The 15,672-nt window shown below is 62.9% G+C and carries 14 protein-coding genes; 6 read left to right on the forward strand and 8 right to left on the reverse strand.

What is annotated here, in order from left to right; all coding sequences use genetic code 11:
- Positions 1 to 16: 16 nt before the first annotated feature.
- The 4 genes from AC1DVS_RS12220 to AC1DVS_RS12235 form a co-directional block, all read right to left on the reverse strand.
- Complete coding sequence (locus tag AC1DVS_RS12220) at positions 17 to 3,436, reverse strand: autotransporter domain-containing protein (RefSeq protein ID WP_478023337.1); 3,420 nt, start codon at positions 3,434 to 3,436, stop codon at positions 17 to 19.
- A gap of 458 nt (positions 3,437 to 3,894) precedes the next feature.
- On the reverse strand, positions 3,895 to 5,490 hold the full coding sequence (locus AC1DVS_RS12225) for a terminase (protein WP_478023339.1): 1,596 nt from the start codon (positions 5,488 to 5,490) through the stop codon (positions 3,895 to 3,897).
- Positions 5,474 to 5,989, reverse strand: a complete 516-nt coding sequence (locus AC1DVS_RS12230) for a helix-turn-helix domain-containing protein (RefSeq protein ID WP_478023341.1) — start codon at positions 5,987 to 5,989, stop codon at positions 5,474 to 5,476. Before AC1DVS_RS12230 ends, AC1DVS_RS12225 begins: the two co-directional genes overlap by 17 nt.
- Before the next feature lie 269 nt (positions 5,990 to 6,258).
- Positions 6,259 to 6,828, reverse strand: a complete 570-nt coding sequence (locus tag AC1DVS_RS12235) for a TetR/AcrR family transcriptional regulator (RefSeq protein ID WP_478023343.1) — start codon at positions 6,826 to 6,828, stop codon at positions 6,259 to 6,261.
- Between the two features lie 93 nt (positions 6,829 to 6,921).
- On the opposite strand from AC1DVS_RS12235, the gene AC1DVS_RS12240 reads away from it, so the two are divergent.
- Positions 6,922 to 7,509, forward strand: coding sequence for a hypothetical protein (locus AC1DVS_RS12240; protein WP_478023345.1), 588 nt, complete (start codon positions 6,922 to 6,924; stop codon positions 7,507 to 7,509).
- 171 nt (positions 7,510 to 7,680) lie between these two features.
- Here AC1DVS_RS12240 and AC1DVS_RS12245 read toward each other — a convergent pair whose 3' ends face one another.
- On the reverse strand, positions 7,681 to 8,841 hold the full coding sequence (locus AC1DVS_RS12245) for a hypothetical protein (RefSeq protein WP_478023346.1): 1,161 nt from the start codon (positions 8,839 to 8,841) through the stop codon (positions 7,681 to 7,683).
- A 237-nt stretch (positions 8,842 to 9,078) separates the two neighbouring features.
- On the opposite strand from AC1DVS_RS12245, the gene AC1DVS_RS12250 reads away from it, so the two are divergent.
- From AC1DVS_RS12250 to AC1DVS_RS12270, 5 genes are all read left to right on the forward strand, one after another.
- Complete coding sequence (locus AC1DVS_RS12250; protein WP_478023348.1) at positions 9,079 to 9,504, forward strand: hypothetical protein; 426 nt, start codon at positions 9,079 to 9,081, stop codon at positions 9,502 to 9,504.
- Between the two features lie 109 nt (positions 9,505 to 9,613).
- Positions 9,614 to 10,765, forward strand: coding sequence for a hypothetical protein (locus tag AC1DVS_RS12255; RefSeq protein WP_478023349.1), 1,152 nt, complete (start codon positions 9,614 to 9,616; stop codon positions 10,763 to 10,765).
- Positions 10,766 to 10,826: 61 nt separating this feature from the next.
- Positions 10,827 to 11,507, forward strand: a complete 681-nt coding sequence (locus AC1DVS_RS12260; protein ID WP_478023350.1) for a transposase — start codon at positions 10,827 to 10,829, stop codon at positions 11,505 to 11,507.
- 256 nt (positions 11,508 to 11,763) lie between these two features.
- The gene (locus AC1DVS_RS12265; RefSeq protein WP_478023352.1) at positions 11,764 to 12,042 is read left to right on the forward strand and encodes a BrnT family toxin; all 279 of its coding nucleotides are present in this window, start codon (positions 11,764 to 11,766) and stop codon (positions 12,040 to 12,042) included.
- A complete protein-coding gene (locus tag AC1DVS_RS12270) occupies positions 12,017 to 12,517 on the forward strand; it encodes a BrnA antitoxin family protein (RefSeq protein ID WP_478023354.1) in 501 nt (166 codons plus the stop codon). The genes AC1DVS_RS12265 and AC1DVS_RS12270 overlap by 26 nt, the downstream gene beginning before the upstream one ends.
- Positions 12,518 to 12,577: 60 nt before the next feature.
- Here AC1DVS_RS12270 and AC1DVS_RS12275 read toward each other — a convergent pair whose 3' ends face one another.
- The 3 genes from AC1DVS_RS12275 to AC1DVS_RS12285 all read right to left on the reverse strand — a co-directional run bounded on the left by AC1DVS_RS12275 (position 12,578) and on the right by AC1DVS_RS12285 (position 15,578).
- Positions 12,578 to 14,434, reverse strand: coding sequence for a DUF885 domain-containing protein (locus AC1DVS_RS12275; protein WP_478023356.1), 1,857 nt, complete (start codon positions 14,432 to 14,434; stop codon positions 12,578 to 12,580).
- A 201-nt stretch (positions 14,435 to 14,635) separates the two neighbouring features.
- The gene (locus AC1DVS_RS12280) at positions 14,636 to 14,974 is read right to left on the reverse strand and encodes a hypothetical protein (RefSeq protein WP_478023357.1); all 339 of its coding nucleotides are present in this window, start codon (positions 14,972 to 14,974) and stop codon (positions 14,636 to 14,638) included.
- Positions 14,961 to 15,578: a hypothetical protein gene (locus AC1DVS_RS12285; RefSeq protein ID WP_478023359.1), complete on the reverse strand. Its 618-nt coding sequence runs from the start codon at positions 15,576 to 15,578 to the stop codon at positions 14,961 to 14,963. The genes AC1DVS_RS12280 and AC1DVS_RS12285 overlap by 14 nt, the downstream gene beginning before the upstream one ends.
- Positions 15,579 to 15,672 lie beyond the last annotated feature (94 nt).

Consider the following 15,672-nt stretch of genomic DNA (forward strand, 5'->3'; position numbering starts at 1 on the left):
AAGAGCCCGGGCCGGATCAGAAGTTGAACTTCACCGTGCCGTGATAGCTCTGGTTCGCCACGTCAGTGCGCCAGATGGTGGAGTCGGCGCCGATCGAGAGCTCGACCTTGCCGGTGCTGTAGGAAAGGCCGCCGCTGATCTCGGCCCAGTCCTTGTCCTGGCCGGCGACTGCGAACAGTGCGGTCGGCCCGATGGCACCGGTGAAGTTCGCCGCGACCAGGCCGGGCTCATCGCCAAGTTCGTGGACTTCATAGGCCGAGAGATACGGCTTCACGACCTTGCCGCCGCTCAGATGGAACCCGGCACGCGTCTGGATGCTGTCATAGCTGTCGCGGTAATAGGTCAGCGCCGGTGGGCCGCCCTGCTCGTTGATATCGTCGAACATGATCGACGAGGCGCGCACCCCGACCCGCGGCCCGAATTTGAGGGCACCCAGATTGAAGTCCTGGCCGAAAATGACCTCGCCAGCGACGATCAGCGAACGATCCCTGCTGGTCAGGCTATAGTTCGTGCCGACCAGCGAGACGTTGCGGACGGTCTGCGAGTTGAAGGAACCGGCGCTGAGCATGGCTTCAGCGACAAAGCCCCTGCCGTTCTGGATCTTGCCGTACAGCGTGCCCTCATAGAGCTGGCTCTTCGCCGCATGCGAGACATAGGCGGGTGTCGCGCCGATATCGCTATAGGAGAAGGAGATGCCGACCACGCCGTGCGAGCCGGCTTCCTTCTCGACACCAGCGGCGATGAAATAGCCGTCGAACTTGTCGCGACCCGTGACCGGGAGCGCCGTCGGCATCGTTGCGCTGGTGCCGTTCAGATAGCCGCCGGCGACGAACGCGCTCATCGTCTCGGGGAGCTTGGCCGCCATCACCGTCTCGCCCGCATCGCTGCGCACTTCGGGCGTGTCGGGCATGTTCATCGTGCGATTTGCCGCCATCTCGAACGGATGGCCGATCATCGCGATCGAACCGCCGAGATTGCCGGGCTGGAGCGACTCGATATGGTCGCGGTAGAAGCGCGACATATTGTCGACCGCCACGGTGCCGAGCGCATCGCGGTTCGTCTCGGTGCGCGGCGCCCAGCTTTCGAGCGTGCCCCGGATCGTGCCCACATTCTGAAGGTCGAGCGGGCCGTAGAGGTTCCACAAGGCATTGTAATTATTGGCGCGATCGCCGTCGAGCAGCGAGGCAAAGGCGTTCTGCACCGGGGTGTTGGCGACGATGTCGGCATATTTGCCGGCATCGATCGAGACCGTCACCGCATTGGTGCCGTAGGTGAGGCGCGGGGTCAGGATCGCGCTGATCGGGAGCACATTGTTGAACTTGATGACGTTCCCCGAGCCGTCCTTGGCGAAGCCGCCCTGTGCGGTGACGATCGTGTATGTATCGCCATAGCGGATCGTGTAGCCGGTTGCCGCGCTGAACATGACGGTGCCGCCGAGGCTGGCGATGCCGTTCAGCGGAACCTGGTTCGCACCAAAGGCTGTCGTTACCACCGAGACTTTGTCCGACACGCCGTTCGCGCCGAGATCGAGCATCAGGCCGCTGCCCGACGACAGGATCAAATTGCCGGCAAAGGTGAGGGTGCCGGTGCCGCCCACCGTGCCTGGTGCGATGACGCCGGTGATGTTGTTGAAAAAGGGCGCGTTGAAGCGGCCAATGCCCTGGACGGCGCCGCTGAGCAGCAGATAATCGCCGACCGAAGTCATCACGCCGTTGTTCACGACCACGCCGTCATACTGGTTCATGTTGATCAGGCTGGTCAGCGATCCGGTCGAGGTGACCGAGAGCTTCGAGCTTGCGCCCGAGATCGTGAAGCGATCGACCGTTACCGCTGAATCGAGCGTTGTGGTGCCGGCCGCAGACAGGGTGACGTCGAAATAGCGCGCATTGGTCTGCGACGCTGCGTTGGGGCTGATGTTGTTGGGCACGAAATTGGTCGCACCCGGCAGGCCGTTGGCGAGCGTGGGCGAGGGCAGTGCCGCGGCTGCGACGTGCGCGCTGCCGTTCTGCGCCTGGAGATTCGAACTCAGGCCGGTGGCGACGCCACCCGTGCCGTCTGTTGCGGCGGGCTCGCTCGCATTGACCGGAACACCATTCACCGTCACCTGGCCGGTGACGATGTTTTCGCACACGTCGAAATAGCAAACCGAGCCGAAGCCCGGTGAGGTGTCCGCGATGCCGGTGCCCGGGGTGGTCGGCACCCCGGTCATCAGCTGGCCGTTGACGAGGACATTATAGGCTGGATCGACATTGACCGTCCAATGCGTCGGGTCAGTCCAGTTGCCGTCGCCCGCACGTGCCGAGACATAGCGATAGGGGTTGTTCGCGGCGATATAGTCCCAGAACAGATAGAGCGGCTGATAGAAGCTCGTCGTGCCATAGCTGGAGCCGGGCTGGGCGCCGTAGAAACGGTCGCCGCCCGAGAGCACCGCGATCACCAGCTTCTTGGCATAGGCGCGGTCGAGAATCAGCGGACCGCCCGAATCGCCGGGTGCGGTGATGCCCTCGTGCTTGGCTGCGTTATCGGGGAAGATATTGAAATCAAACGGGTTTGCCCGCGTTGGATCGTCAAAATCCATCATGTACAGATTCTGCGGCAATCCATCGGGTCCGCCGAACAGGAAGGTGTCCTGATCGTCGAGCGAGCCGAGCAGGCCGATATAATTTTCGGCGATGCGGCGGCGGAAATCGATTGTGCCCTGGCCGGTGTTGCCGGTGCCGTTGTCGCCATAGCCGGTGATCTCGACATGATAACCGGTGCCGGTCACCGGATTGGTCGAGGTCGGCGCGGGAAGGGCCGAGAACAGAAGCGCCCAGGTCGGGACGTTCGCCGCCGGGGTATCGAGCACGCCGAGGGCGATATCGGCCTGGAGGAAATTATTGCCCACGCCGAGCAGGGTCGACTGCGAATTATACAGGATCTGATTGATATTATACGCGTATTCGTTGATCCGCGTCAGATCCTTCGGGCCGCCGGCAACGCCGTTGAGCCAATGGCCGATCGCCGAATTTCCGGCTGCGTTGTTGTTGGCGTTGAAGAAGACGCCGATCGGCAGCTGGCCAGTGCCGGTGCCATAGGCCCAGGGATCCTGGACCGCGGTACCGTCCGGAGTCTCGTTCACGCAGTGTGCGGCGAAGAGCACGGTGCGCGGGTTGATCAGCGTGCCGGTGCACAGGCCGATAAAGCCGTTCTTCTCGTCAGTGACGATCTGGCCGACACCGGTGATGTTGTTGGTATCGATATCCGAGGTCGAGGTGCCGGGAAGCGAGATCACGACATTGGGATCGAGGCTGCCGCTCTGGGGCGAGAGGATCGAGCCCTCGGGCGCGCTCGATTGCGCGTGCGCCGTGCCGCCGATCACGAGCGACAGGGTTGCCGCCGAAGCAAGCAGCCAGTTGCGGTTGCGAAGGGAAGGCGCGCGTGTGGTCATGATCATCTGATACCCCTGGAATTTTTGGAAATTATCCAAAATCTTACTTCACCCTGAACAAGGCTATCGCGGCTCGATAATGCGCTCAAGCGATCAACCGCCAATCTGGAGCAATCTGTCGGGCGAGTGACACAATCGTGCGACACTGTGGCGAGCGTGCAACAGCTGCCGTGTCTCGCCTTTTTTGAGGTGGTTGACCTGTCGCGCATCTGCGACGGGACTCCCTCGGAGCTTAGGCGCGGCATTCTATTTCTCCCTCTCCCAGCGGGAGAGGAGTGTTGGGTGAACAGCGCCCCGCGCTGTTCAGGTCATGCCGGGGCATGACCGACCCGACACTGGGCCCGTGCGAAGCGCGGGAAGGGTGCGGGTGATCAGCAAGGGCCGTTGCCCCCTCAACCTCACCCCGCGCTGCTGCGCAGCTTGCCCCTCTCCTGAAAAGGAGAGGGGAAGAAGGGTTCCCCGCATCAATCATAAATGTCGCGGGGTATGAACGGGTTCGGCTCTCTGAGCTGACCGTAGATTTCCTCGAACTCGTCCTCCTGTCGCTGGCGCTCGGAGCGTCTATCCTCCCGCTGCCGCTCCGGCCATTCCTCGCGTGAGGGATGGACATAGGGCTGGATCGTGAGCGGCATCACCGGCTCGGCGAAGGTGAGGGCAAGCGCATCGGCATCGTCGGGCGAGGCGAGGCCGCGGGCTTTCATATGCTCCTTCTTCTCGAGCTGGATCGAGACCTGGTCGGCGGCATAGCCATATTCGACCCCGGTCAGGTCAGTGGCGAGCGTCTCCTCGTCGGGGATCGCGCCGCCTTCGAGCCAGCCGCGCATATTGGTCCACATCTCGGAGCGCTTGTTGGCGGTTTTCACCCGCATCTCGCCCGACCAGTGCGCCTCGCGGCCCTGAGCGCCGAACCAGACTTCATGGACATTGGGGACGCCGAGCTGGCGCAGCCGGTCGATCACCGCTGCCCCGATATTGCCGGCATCGACGAAGATCGCGTCAGGGCAGTGGAGCTGCGCCTGCAGCGCGACATCGCCGGCCAGCGTCATGGAATCCTGCTTGTGCCAGCGCTTCCAGGGCCGGGTGCGGGCATCGCGGCCATGGCGGATGGCGAGCGTCGAATGATCGTCGCCGAAGCGGGCGCAATCGAGGCCGAAGATGATCGGGTCGCTGATCAACGGATAGGGTGCGCGAGCTCGGGCGGCGTCGACCAGCGCTGTGCCGATGAACTGCATCGAGGAGCTCGACGGGAACTGGCCGCGCACGCGGACGCGGACGATGTCGCTGTCTTCGCCGTAGGTTTCGACGAGCTCGTCGAGATAGGCCTTGTTGGTGCCTTCGACATCGCGGCTGTCGATCTGCTTTGCGTCCCACAGGTTGCGGAAGCGGCCGAAGCATTCGCGAAACGGGCCGGTATTATGGGTGGGGTTGCCGAAGGCGAGGAAGATGATCTCGGTCTCCTCGTCGGTGAGCGCGCCTAGGGCGACTTCCCACACCTTCGACGGGATGCCTGAGGCTTCATCGAACACCAGGATGATGCGCTTGCCCTGATTGTGCAGGCCGGCAAAGGCTTCGGTGTTGGTGACCGACCAGGTGACGAGGTCGGATCGCCATGAACGATCATGTCCCGGTGTTGTGGAGACAAGCGCCGTCGCGGTCGGGCGGAACCAGTCTTTCGTCATCGACAGGTTGTGCCATTTGATGATCTCGGGGTTGGTCTTGGTGAGAAGCTGGTTCTCGGTGTTGGCGGTGACGACCACACGCGTATCCATCCCCGTATCCAGCCCCCATTTGACCAGCATCGCGATCAGCGCTGACTTGCCGATGCCGTGGCCCGACGCGCGGGCGATCCGGCACGGCGTGAAGCGCGTGGCAGGATCGGTTAGGTGCGATCCGATTGCCGCCATGACGTCACTTTGCCAGGCGCGCGGGCCGGCGAKACCRCGCAGCACGCCTTCACCCCAGGAGTAGATCAGCTTGGCATGACCAGCAGGATCGTGGGYGAAGTCCATCATGCGATCGATCACCCGCTGGCGATCTTCGAGGCTAACCTGATCGGGCACGGATGCGGGCCTTGTCGGGGACGTAGAAAGGGGCTGGCACCTTCGCCTTTGGCCGGAATGGGATCACCGGCGGCTGGTGATCCGCGACCCGGGCAAGTGCCCTTTCGATCATCTCCTTGGCGGTCGGATCGCTTCGTTCCTCCTCACGAATCCGCCATTTGCGCGGCTGGCGGACGCGGAGCCACTGCAGCGCTGCGTTGGGATCGGGGGCTAGCTGGTGTTTGTAATGGGCGTAGACCGGGTCGGGGTCGCCTGCGTGCTTGAAGACCTTGGTGCGCTCTACGCTGCAGCCCACCGCGCGGGCGTAGAGCGAGCGCTCGACACGCGCATCCGCGTGCTCCTTGCCGCAGACGACCGCCTTGGCGAACTCCTCATGGGCGTTGCGCCAGCGGTAAATGGTGCGGACGCACACCTTGAAATGCTCGGCGAGCTCTTCGTCGGTGGCGCCGAGGCGGCAGAGTTCGGCTGCCTGCTCAGCATATTCGGATTGGTAGATCATGGCAGCGGAATAGCGCGGGTGCGGCAGGGTTTGAATCAACGTCGCCGGCCGGGCTCATTGCGGAGAGCGTGTTGGGAATGTCAGGAGGGTTCTGACGTTTTCAACGAGGCGCGTGTGTGACAAAGTTATGTATTATCAGATGGTTGGACGAACTGTTGTGCGCCTAAATAGTATAGTGTCCCCGAATTAGGGCCGTCTGGCAAAGGAATCCGGCGGGCGACGGTCCGATGACTATAACGCGATCTGTCCGATGCGTCCGATGCGACCGCCTATCGCGATTCAGCCGCCTCCGAGCCGATCGATATCGCGCTCTGCCACAGAGTGCAGGCGATGTCGGGTGCCGTGGCCGTCACAAGGTGATTCACCCATGCCTTCAATAATGAAAGGCTAGCTCCGGCGATCTGGTGTGCCAGCAGGGGACTACGGTGGTCGTCGGGCAGTCGCCGGGCGGCGAGGGATTCATTCAATCTATCCACCAATGCCGCCTCGATCTTGCGGCCGGTGGTCCCATCCAGCAGACGGCATGCGGCATGGCGTTGCTGCCAGATATGCGCGACCCAATGTTGAAGCTCATTGGATGGTTGGGGCGTGAAGGGCATATCGGCGAGCGCGGCGACAAAGGGCTGGAGGTTTTCCAGTAGCAGCTCGTCCTTGCCGGAAAAGTGATAATAGAAAGTCGAGCGAGCTACATTGGCCGAGCGGATAACCGCGTCTACGCCAAAATCGCGATAGCGACGGCTGAGAGCCAGTTTGGCGAACGCCTCAAGCAGCGCGTGCCGTGCAGCGGGGTTTGGTGGCGCGGCGTCGTCGCGCCGTGCCGGCGAGCGGGTATAGGCCATGGCGGTCGATCGGACATTGGGCGCGACTTGTCCATATCGCGCCCCGCAAACGATCGGTAGCGCAACGGCGAAAGCTGGAGGACGCCGCCGCTTATGCTCGAACCGATATCGCGCAACGCCCGTATGGGTGCCATTGCCCTCGCCTTTTTCGCGCCAATCCATTTTGTCGTCAGCCTCGCGGGCGCGGAACTTGCCCCCATGGCCTTTGCCTGTTGGCTGGGCATCAGCTTTGGCATTTTGTGCCTGTGCGAGGAATTGGGAGCGGCAAAGCCGCTAAACCGAGCCGGGTTGGTTCTGTTTGGCGCGGCCTTTTGCGCGCGCTTGCTGATGACGGTGGCTACGGAGCCGACGCTTCATGTGCGGGCGGAACTGCTCTTCGCCTTTGCCACGATGGGCGCCTTGCTGCTCTGGTCGGTGGCGCTGATGCATCGACCACAGGCACCGCGCACCGTCGGCATATTGGGCAGCGCGATCGCCGGCTCGACGCTGGGGTTGATCCTGCTGGCGCATCTGATGGTGGGCACCGCGACCATCTGGGGGTTTGGCGCGCTCTTTGCTGCCCTTTCCAGCCCGGCGCGCGACACGCGCGGGGCGACGCTGACAATCAACGCGACTCTGGCGTTGTGGGGCTTGGTCACATCAGGCTTGTTGTGGAGGCACAGCCTACGGACGGCATCGTAATCGTGCTCACCTCCCCGGCTTGTCAGAATCTGCGCGCTCTGCATCGAGTGATCTGACACTGGATTGCGCCCCATGGGTGAGACACGATGATCAAGGACAGCTGTTGCTGTCAGAGCCCCTGACGCCGATCGAGTCCAACTGCTGCGCGAAGATCGACCTGATGGATATCGATTATTCGCAGAGCCTGACGCTTCCCCGCCTGATTGCAACTCCATAAGCCGCGTCAGCGCGCACGGCACTGCCGGATTTTTCGATCGGCACAGCCAGGCACCATCTCAGTAGCCGGCGGTCCAATTCGGTTTGCCGTTCGAACAGGGAGAAGTCGTTCGGATCGACAGTAAAACTAACCTGCCTGTCCCCGTTATAGGGAATAGCGACCGTGAGATTATATTTGCCGTTTCTTTTCTTGCGGGTTGGCAGAATCTTGAACAATTCAACCTTCCGCTGCACCTCGCCACTACCGAAGGTCTTGTGCGTGACGTAGAGTTTGGCCGCTTCATAAGCCCAGGCGCCGGTGAACAGGCCTCCTGGCGTAGACAGCAGGGTGAGCAGGATAACGACGAAGGCGACATTCGAGGTGATGCGTGGAGCATTCCAAAGGGCTTTCGCAAAAATCAGCAAAACAGCCACAGGGGCGAAAAAGAAGCCCATCTGCGCAGCCAGCCAGATCCGCGGGTCCGCAGCCGTAAGCAGCGTGGTCGGATTGGCGATCTCGGACATCATCATGATGGCCCCGGACACGATCAGCATCATGAAGAAATAGGCCCAGACACGTCCCTTCGCGCGGGCCTTTTCAGCCGATCGTTCCTTGCGCTCTTCCGCCAGCGCAGCTTCGCCGTCCAGGGCCTCTCCCGTCAGTGCAACGCTTCCCATACGGGCCTGTTCGAGCATTCTTGCGAGCCGAGCCATGGTGAGGTCGGACAGCGAAAGCCGATCGGGGGTGAATCGCCAGATATTGGGCGTCCGCTCTCCCGATGCCTTCACTTCGAGGCAGGTGCCTTTTCTCGTCTGGAGATTGATCTCGGCGATCTGGGACCAGGAGCATGTTCTGCGGGTTCCGTCGCGCCATAGCGTAATGCCGCCGCGGTCCCATTGGAGAGCGCGCGGCTCACGCCTGATGCGGACATTGAATCGCATCGTTCGCCAGACCAGGAAGATATAGAAAGCCCCCATAAAGGGCGCGACGATCACATTTCCGCCGTGAAATCCTGAACCCACCTCCAACCCGTAATGGGCGATGACGTAGATCGGGAGTCCGACAAGACAGATGGTGACGAAGATGAGCCAGACCAGAAGCCCTGTCCATGGTACAGCGCGATAGTTCACTACCATGTATTGAAGGCCTTAGCATCGAGGTCGCTGCCTCTTGCGTACGCTGCCTTTCTTTCCGGAGGGTGAAGACTCGCAGCCGGATCCCTCCCCAGTCCGATAGCGGGCAGTCACACCAGTTCGCGTCGGCCCTTTAGCTAATTAGTATAGTGTCCCCGAAATAGAGTGGCCGGCGCGACGATGGCTTGCGAAGGACTGGCGTTTATGTGACATTCCTCCCGGTTCTCAAGGAGATTGGCGATGTTTCGTAATGTCCTGATTCTCAGTGGCGCGGTGTTGCTGACTGGCACGGCCGCGACGGCGCAGACCTTTGGATCACATTTCTCGAACAATGGACTCTTTCCGCACACCGGTCCGACCTATCTGGGACCGACGCGGGACCTTCCACAAGAGGCGGTGCCGACCAGGCAGGCTCGCCTGACGAAATCGCAGGTGAACCTGCTGGTTCGCTGGGGCGATGTCGGCAAGTGCGTCGCCGCAAAAGACCAGGCAACGAGCCTGTCCTATATCGGCGCCAAACGCGGATCGGCGGCTGCGACCGCTGCTGCCAGGCGACTGGAGCCGGTCTTCGACTCCTGCTTTGCAGGTTCGGGAATTGCGGGAAGAGGCAATAAAGCCTTTCGTCGAGCGGCGATCGCCGACGCACTCGGCATGAAGCCGGCCTGAATAACGGGGACACTATTGGACTGCACCCCTTGAGTGAGACACGGTAATCAGGGGTGCACTCCCCGGAATTGCGATGCGACGCCCAACGGTGCGATGCGCGCTTGGTATATTGCGAAAAGCCGTCGCAACACTGGCAGCTTGGCCGGAAGGGTTTTTCATGCACAGATGGTTGTCGGCGCTGGTCGCTATTTTGCTGCTGACCACGGCACCCGCGCTGGCCGCTCCCTGCAAGACCGAGGGCAAGATCGATACGCCGATCCCGTTCCCGAAGAACGAGGCGGGCGACGTCCCGTTCGCCCGGTCGATGGTCGCGGCCATGATACCGGATATATCCGGCGCCCCGCCTTCGGTCTTGACCTGTAGTCGCTCGACGGTGAGCACTGCGCTTGGCGACTATGCGATCGGCGGCGAAACCGGCGAGGCCTTTCCACGGATTGCGTTGCGGGCCGACGGCAAGGCGGGCCCCGTGGCGTATCTGGCGGCATCTCCCGACGCTCCCGGGATATTCGCCCTCGTGGTTCGTGAGGGTTCCCTGACCACGATCAAGCGGTTCTATTCGGGGGTCCCCACCGACCAGCGACTGGCCGACGACATAGGTCCCGCGCTGACCGACAAGGCGGGTATCATGACCTTTGACGCGAAACGGAAGGCGGTCAGCTATTTATTTGCTCCGCCCGGCGGCATCCCGCCACCGGTGGAGCCCGGATCGCACCCCGGCGGAACCAGCGCCGCGGCCGGGCCGCAGATCCTGATCGCTGGCTCCGGCGACCCCCGATTGCTCGACATGGCCAGTGGTATGAGACACAAACCGTCCGGCTTTGCCTGCCCCGAGCGTTTTGACGGCTTGACGGTTTTGCTGATGAGCATCGATCCGAGGGGCGATAGCCTCTCCTGCAGCTATCGCGCCGGGACGGAGCTGCGTTTTCGGGAGGACGACCCGATCCGGTATGAGATCACCCTGATCAAGGCCGCGGGCGAAACGCCCCGCAGTGTTTTCGACGAGCTGACCGCCAGCGCGCGGACTGGCCTCCGCATCAAGGGCGATCATGCGCCGCCGCTCGCAATCGGGCCGGCCCCGGCGCCGGCCTTCGTGGCCTATTGGGATACGGAGGACGATGGGGTGCAGGGAGTCTGGGTCGGCAAGGCCGGCGGCTGGATCGTGTGGTTGCGGGCGCAGTATCCGCCGAGCGCCGCCAACGATGCGGAAGCTGGAAAGGTGGCCCAAACCCTCTTCGCCGGCGTGGGCAGGCAGGTGAGGTGAGCCAATAACGGGGACACTATACTTAATTGCGCGATGATCGGCGTCCCATTAAGAAGCGTGCATGGCCCGTCTCGCTCGCATCGTCGTTCCTGGTGTCGCCCACCATGTCATGCAGCGCGGCAACCGGCGACAACCGGTGTTCTTCGGTGACGACGATTATGCCGCCTATCGCGCCCTCGTAACCGATGCCTGCGCGGCGAAGGGCGTGCGGTGCCTCGCCTGGTGTCTGATGCCCAACCATGTCCACCTGATCCTGGTGCCGTCCGATCCCGACGGGCTGCGCGGGGCTCTGGCCGAGGCGCATCGCCGCTATTCGCGCCGGATCAATGCGGCGCACGACTGGACCGGCTATCTCTGGCAGGGCCGCTTCGCCAGCTATCCGATGGACGATGCGCATCTGCTGGCGGGGATCCGCTATGTCGAGCTGAACCCGGTCAAGGCGAAGCTTGTCGCCCAGCCTGAGGACTGGCGCTGGTCGAGCGCTGCGGCGCATGTGACGGGCAAGGCTGACGGCCTGACCGACCTTGCCGGCACCGCGGGTCTGCACCGCAACTGGCGCGCGATGCTGCGCCATGGGCTCGAGGCGGGCGATGCTTCCGCGGGCGAAGAGGCAGCGATCGAGGCGAGGATTCGGACGGGGCGGCCGCTTGGCGATGAAGGCTTTGTCGAGCGGCTGGAGGTGGCCAGTGGCCGCGGGTTGAAGCCGCTGAAGCGCGGGCCGAAGGCGAAGGCAATAGTTTAGTATAGTGTCGCCGAATTGTCCGCGCCGGTTATGCAACGGCGGGGCCTAATTTCGCGAGCAAGGCGATCGCCAGATTTCGCAGATCGCTCAGCCAGAATGCGTCCGACGCCCATGCGCGCGACATGGTCGCGCGCATCGAGAGGGCGAGTCCATTCCGCTCTAAGAAGTTCGGGGAATGAACAGATGTCGGACTTTCAGATTTATCGTAGCAGCATAAAACTTGCCAGGTTCGCATTATGGTGCTACATAAATAATGATGATCATCAGCTTCGATCAGGACAAGCGAGAGTCGAATTTGGCCAAACATGGCCTCGATCTACCAGATGGTGGGTTTGTGCTGCGAGGCGTGGTTTTCGAGCTGCCAGATGATCGACACGACTATGGTGAGGGTCGCTGGATCGCGATCGGCATGCTTCGTGCGCTGACCGTGGTGTGCGTCTTTGCTGAATATGAAGACGAGTTCCGCATGATCTCCTTGAGAAGGGCCGAGCCCCATGAGCGAAAAACCTATGAACAGCATCTCGCCAGACGATAAGGATGAGGCCCCGTCGCTGGATGAGGCGTTCTTCGATCACGCCCGGGTTCGGGTCGGCGGCAAGGTGGTGCGCGAAGCGACGGGTAGCTTCAGCCGTCGTGGCCGTCCGCCCAAAGGTACTGCCCGCAAGGTGCAGCAATCGCTTCGGCTCTCTCCTGAGGTATTGTCGTTCTTTCGAGAGACCGGCGATGGCTGGCAAACCCGCATCGACGATGTGTTGATGGAGCATGTTCGTTCCCAGGCGGCGGCACATTTTCCCCAGGGGTCGTTGACGATTTCGGCGTTGTCGATTTCTGCGTTTGATAATGGTGCCGCCATATCTCGTAAGCCCGCATTTTATGGGGGAGGCACGGGCAAGCCGCGCGTGGCGGAAGAGGGTGTTGGGTATATCGGGCCACACGACAAAGCCGGCGCAAGCGCGGCGCTCGGGAAGGGGCGCAAGCGCTCTTCCGGCTCTGGCGGTGCGGAGGGCTGAGGCGTTAGACCCGGCCCGTGTTAGGCCACGCCTTGCTTGCCTCCTTGTGCTTAGGGGCGTTCACGCATTCGCCTGCGCGATATATCCGTCCACCACTCGCTCCAGCAGCGTCAGCGGGACATTGCCGGTGCCGACAACGACATCGTCATAGGCTTTGAGGTCGTAGCGGGGGCCGAGCGCCGCCTTTGCCTTGTCGCGCAGGCGGTTGATTTCGTTATGGCCCATTTTGTAGCCACAGGCCTGGCCCGGCATGGCGCAATAGCGCTGGAGCTCCGCGGTGAGCTGGCCGAGCGGCATGCCGGTTGCCTGCTGGAACCAGGCAAGCGCCTGATCGAAGGTCCAGCGCTTGGCGTGGATGCCGGTATCGACCACCAGCCGGCAGGCGCGGAAGTTCATCGACTGGAGATAGCCGATGCGGCCGAGCGGATCCTCGTCATAGGCGCCGAGCTCGCCGGCGAGCTGTTCGGCATAGAGCGCCCAGCCTTCCGAATAGGCGTTGAAGGCGAGCAATGAGCGGATCAGCGGCAGGCGGAAGCTGTATTCGCCCTGCCAGACATGGCCGGGAATGCCCTCATGATAGCAGAGCGTGGGCAGCGAATAGCGCGGCCAGGTCGCGGTCGATTTGAGGTTGATATAGTAGATGCCGGGTTGCGACCCGTCGATCGAGCCGGGGCCGGCATAGCCGTTGGGCGCGCCGTCCTGGATCGCCGGCGGGACGCGCTTGATGATGAGATTGCCCTTCACCAAAGTGCCGAAGGCGCGGGGCAGGCGGGTGCGGATATCGGCGATGCGGCCGCCCAGATAGGCGAGCAGCTTCTCGCGGCCGGCATCGTCGTTGCTGAAGAGCAGATCGGGGCGTTTGCTGAGCGCGGTCAGGCGATCGCCGACGCTGCCCTGGGTGAGGCCCTGGGCCTTGAGCAGGGTGTCGATCTCGGCGTTGATCGCCTTGTTCTGGGCGAGGCCGAGGGCGTGGATCTCGTCGGGCGTGGCGTTGGTGGTGGTGCCGGCCTTGACCAGCCAGCCATAATATTCGTCGCCGTGGGGGCGCTGCCACAGGCCCGGGATCTCGCTTGCGCCTTTGCGGACATCTGCGAAGGCGGCGATCTGGCGATCGAGCGCTGGCGAGACTGTGTCGGTGCAGAGTTTTGCTGCGCGCTCAGCGAAGGAGGCGGGGAGGCCGGCCTTCGCGCATTTCTCGGCGAAGGTCTTCACGATCGCCCAGTCGGCGACGGGCGTGGCGCGGATGCCCTTGAGCTGGCCGGCGGTGATGTCGATGACCAGGATCGGCGGGATTGCGCCTTTGGCGGCGTCGTTGTGGATGCGGCCGGTTTCGCCGTCCAGCGCGGCCGCATAGCTTTCCAGCCGGGAGAGATAGGCGTCGGCATCGGGCGCGCCCGTTACATCATGCTTGTTCTCGAGGAGATCGGGCAGATCGGAATAGGCGCCGCCGAGCTGGGTGACGATATAGGGCGTGTTGCGATAGCTGACATTGGCATCGAGCACTGCGTTCGCGCCGACCGGCATGGTGCGCCAGCCTTGCTCGGCGAGCGCATAGGCGGTTTCGGCTGTGTCGAGATCGAGCGCGGTGGCGGGGGACAGGCCGGTGCGATCGAGCGCGCGCATCTGGGCGAGGCGGGTGGTGCAACGGGCTGCGCGGGCCTGATCGCCGGCGGCGCTGCGATCCATGAAGCGGCTGTGCAGCGCGGCGCGGGCGCCTTTGTCGATGCCGAGTGAGAGGGCATATTCGGGGGAGTCGGCGAGCAGGTCTTCGGCGAGGGTCGAGAGGAGGGTTTGGGCTTTGGTGTCGGCGGGGCTGGCGGCGGGCGCCTGTTGGGCGAGGGTCGCCCAGGCGGGGAATGCCGCGCTCAGGCCCAGCGCGCCCGCGCCGGTGAGGAGTTCGCGGCGTGTCGTGTGCATGGTGAGTCCTCTGGCTGGCATGGGATCAGCCTATCTCGCGATGGGGGTGGGGGCTAGGGGTGGGGCAAGGGGCGGCTGGGCAGGGTGGCAGTGTGCGCTGATGCGCCATTCGCGGTCATGGGGCGGGCCTAATTAGTATAGTGTCCCCGAATTAGAAGGGCGCGAAATGTCGCTCGGAAACAGAGGGTTGTGAGAGAGGCGTCAGCGAGTCGCAATCCGAATCTCACACCCTTCCGACTGGCCGTCCGATGCCCGCACTCTCGCCTGATAGGTCGGCCCAAAATCCGTATCCGGGGCCCAGAACCATATGCGCCAATATCCGTTGCGATATCTGGCGTGCCATTTGCCCTTCAGGAACATCTCGTCCTCGGGGGAACAGGCGCTTTGCCCCATCCGAATGGCTGCATCGGCATCGCGCACCGCATCGCCCGGGTGCGGCAATTGGCGTGCGCACCCGGCCAGCGATGCCGATAGCGCGAGGATCGGGAGCAGGCGCCTCAAAACCACGGCCGGAATGCCCTGCGCATCACGGGTATACATCCGATGCCCTGATCCAGCCTGAGACCGGCTTTGCGCCGTCGACGAAATCGACCTGCAGCCACTCGCCCCGCGTCGCTCGCACGCCGACGCCGTCGCCTTGCACGATATAGGCTTTGCGATGGGTCGTGCTGCCCGGGGTATCGAAGAACCAGGCCTTGTTGCTTTTCACCACGGCGATCGAGATCCAGGGATGGGGTGTCTCAAGGTCGAATTCGGCCGGCTGGTCCTTGTCGGCGAAATGGCGGACATTCCAGCAGCCGCCATGGTCGTGGAGCAGTTCCACTTTGAACTTGCCGCGGCCCTCCCGCACCAATGTGCCTTTGATCACCTCAGCGGGAGTTCCGGGAAACCAGGTTCGAATGGGCGTGTCGGGGCCGTGCAGTTTTCCGGCGAGGTAGAAGATGCAGCTGAATTGGCCGGCGCCTGTCGAGTCCTGGAAATAGCCGGTGACGATGTGCGTGGCCGGATCGACGGCGATCAGCAGGGTATCATAGTCGCCGCTGACGATCCGGGCATCCGGCGCGCCGGCCGACTGGGAGGTAGCGAGGGCGGGCGTCGCAAGGACAAGGAAAGCAGCCATCAGTTTGAGCGTGTTTCGGTTCATGCTCGCGCTCCTAGGTCATTGGGTCAGATGGTACGTCAGGCCGGTGATTGTTTGCACTTTTAGCTTGATAAGGTGGGGGCCGGGGGGCTAGGCG

The sequence above is a fragment of the Sphingomonas sp. P3_C5 genome (assembly GCF_056402635.1).

Bases quoted from the DNA above. Each gene is read 5' to 3' on its own strand.
- AC1DVS_RS12220 (WP_478023337.1), bottom strand. From the start codon at position 3,436: ATGATCATGACCACACGCGCGCCTTCCCTTCGCAACCGCAACTGGCTG.
- AC1DVS_RS12230 (WP_478023341.1), bottom strand. From the start codon at position 5,989: ATGATCTACCAATCCGAATATGCTGAGCAGGCAGCCGAACTCTGCCGC.
- AC1DVS_RS12235 (WP_478023343.1), bottom strand. From the start codon at position 6,828: ATGGCCTATACCCGCTCGCCGGCACGGCGCGACGACGCCGCGCCACCA.
- AC1DVS_RS12240 (WP_478023345.1), top strand. From the start codon at position 6,922: ATGCTCGAACCGATATCGCGCAACGCCCGTATGGGTGCCATTGCCCTC.
- AC1DVS_RS12245 (WP_478023346.1), bottom strand. From the start codon at position 8,841: ATGGTAGTGAACTATCGCGCTGTACCATGGACAGGGCTTCTGGTCTGG.
- AC1DVS_RS12250 (WP_478023348.1), top strand. From the start codon at position 9,079: ATGTTTCGTAATGTCCTGATTCTCAGTGGCGCGGTGTTGCTGACTGGC.
- AC1DVS_RS12260 (WP_478023350.1), top strand. From the start codon at position 10,827: ATGGCCCGTCTCGCTCGCATCGTCGTTCCTGGTGTCGCCCACCATGTC.
- AC1DVS_RS12265 (WP_478023352.1), top strand. From the start codon at position 11,764: ATGATCATCAGCTTCGATCAGGACAAGCGAGAGTCGAATTTGGCCAAA.
- AC1DVS_RS12270 (WP_478023354.1), top strand. From the start codon at position 12,017: ATGAACAGCATCTCGCCAGACGATAAGGATGAGGCCCCGTCGCTGGAT.
- AC1DVS_RS12275 (WP_478023356.1), bottom strand. From the start codon at position 14,434: ATGCACACGACACGCCGCGAACTCCTCACCGGCGCGGGCGCGCTGGGC.
- AC1DVS_RS12280 (WP_478023357.1), bottom strand. From the start codon at position 14,974: ATGTATACCCGTGATGCGCAGGGCATTCCGGCCGTGGTTTTGAGGCGC.
- AC1DVS_RS12285 (WP_478023359.1), bottom strand. From the start codon at position 15,578: ATGAACCGAAACACGCTCAAACTGATGGCTGCTTTCCTTGTCCTTGCG.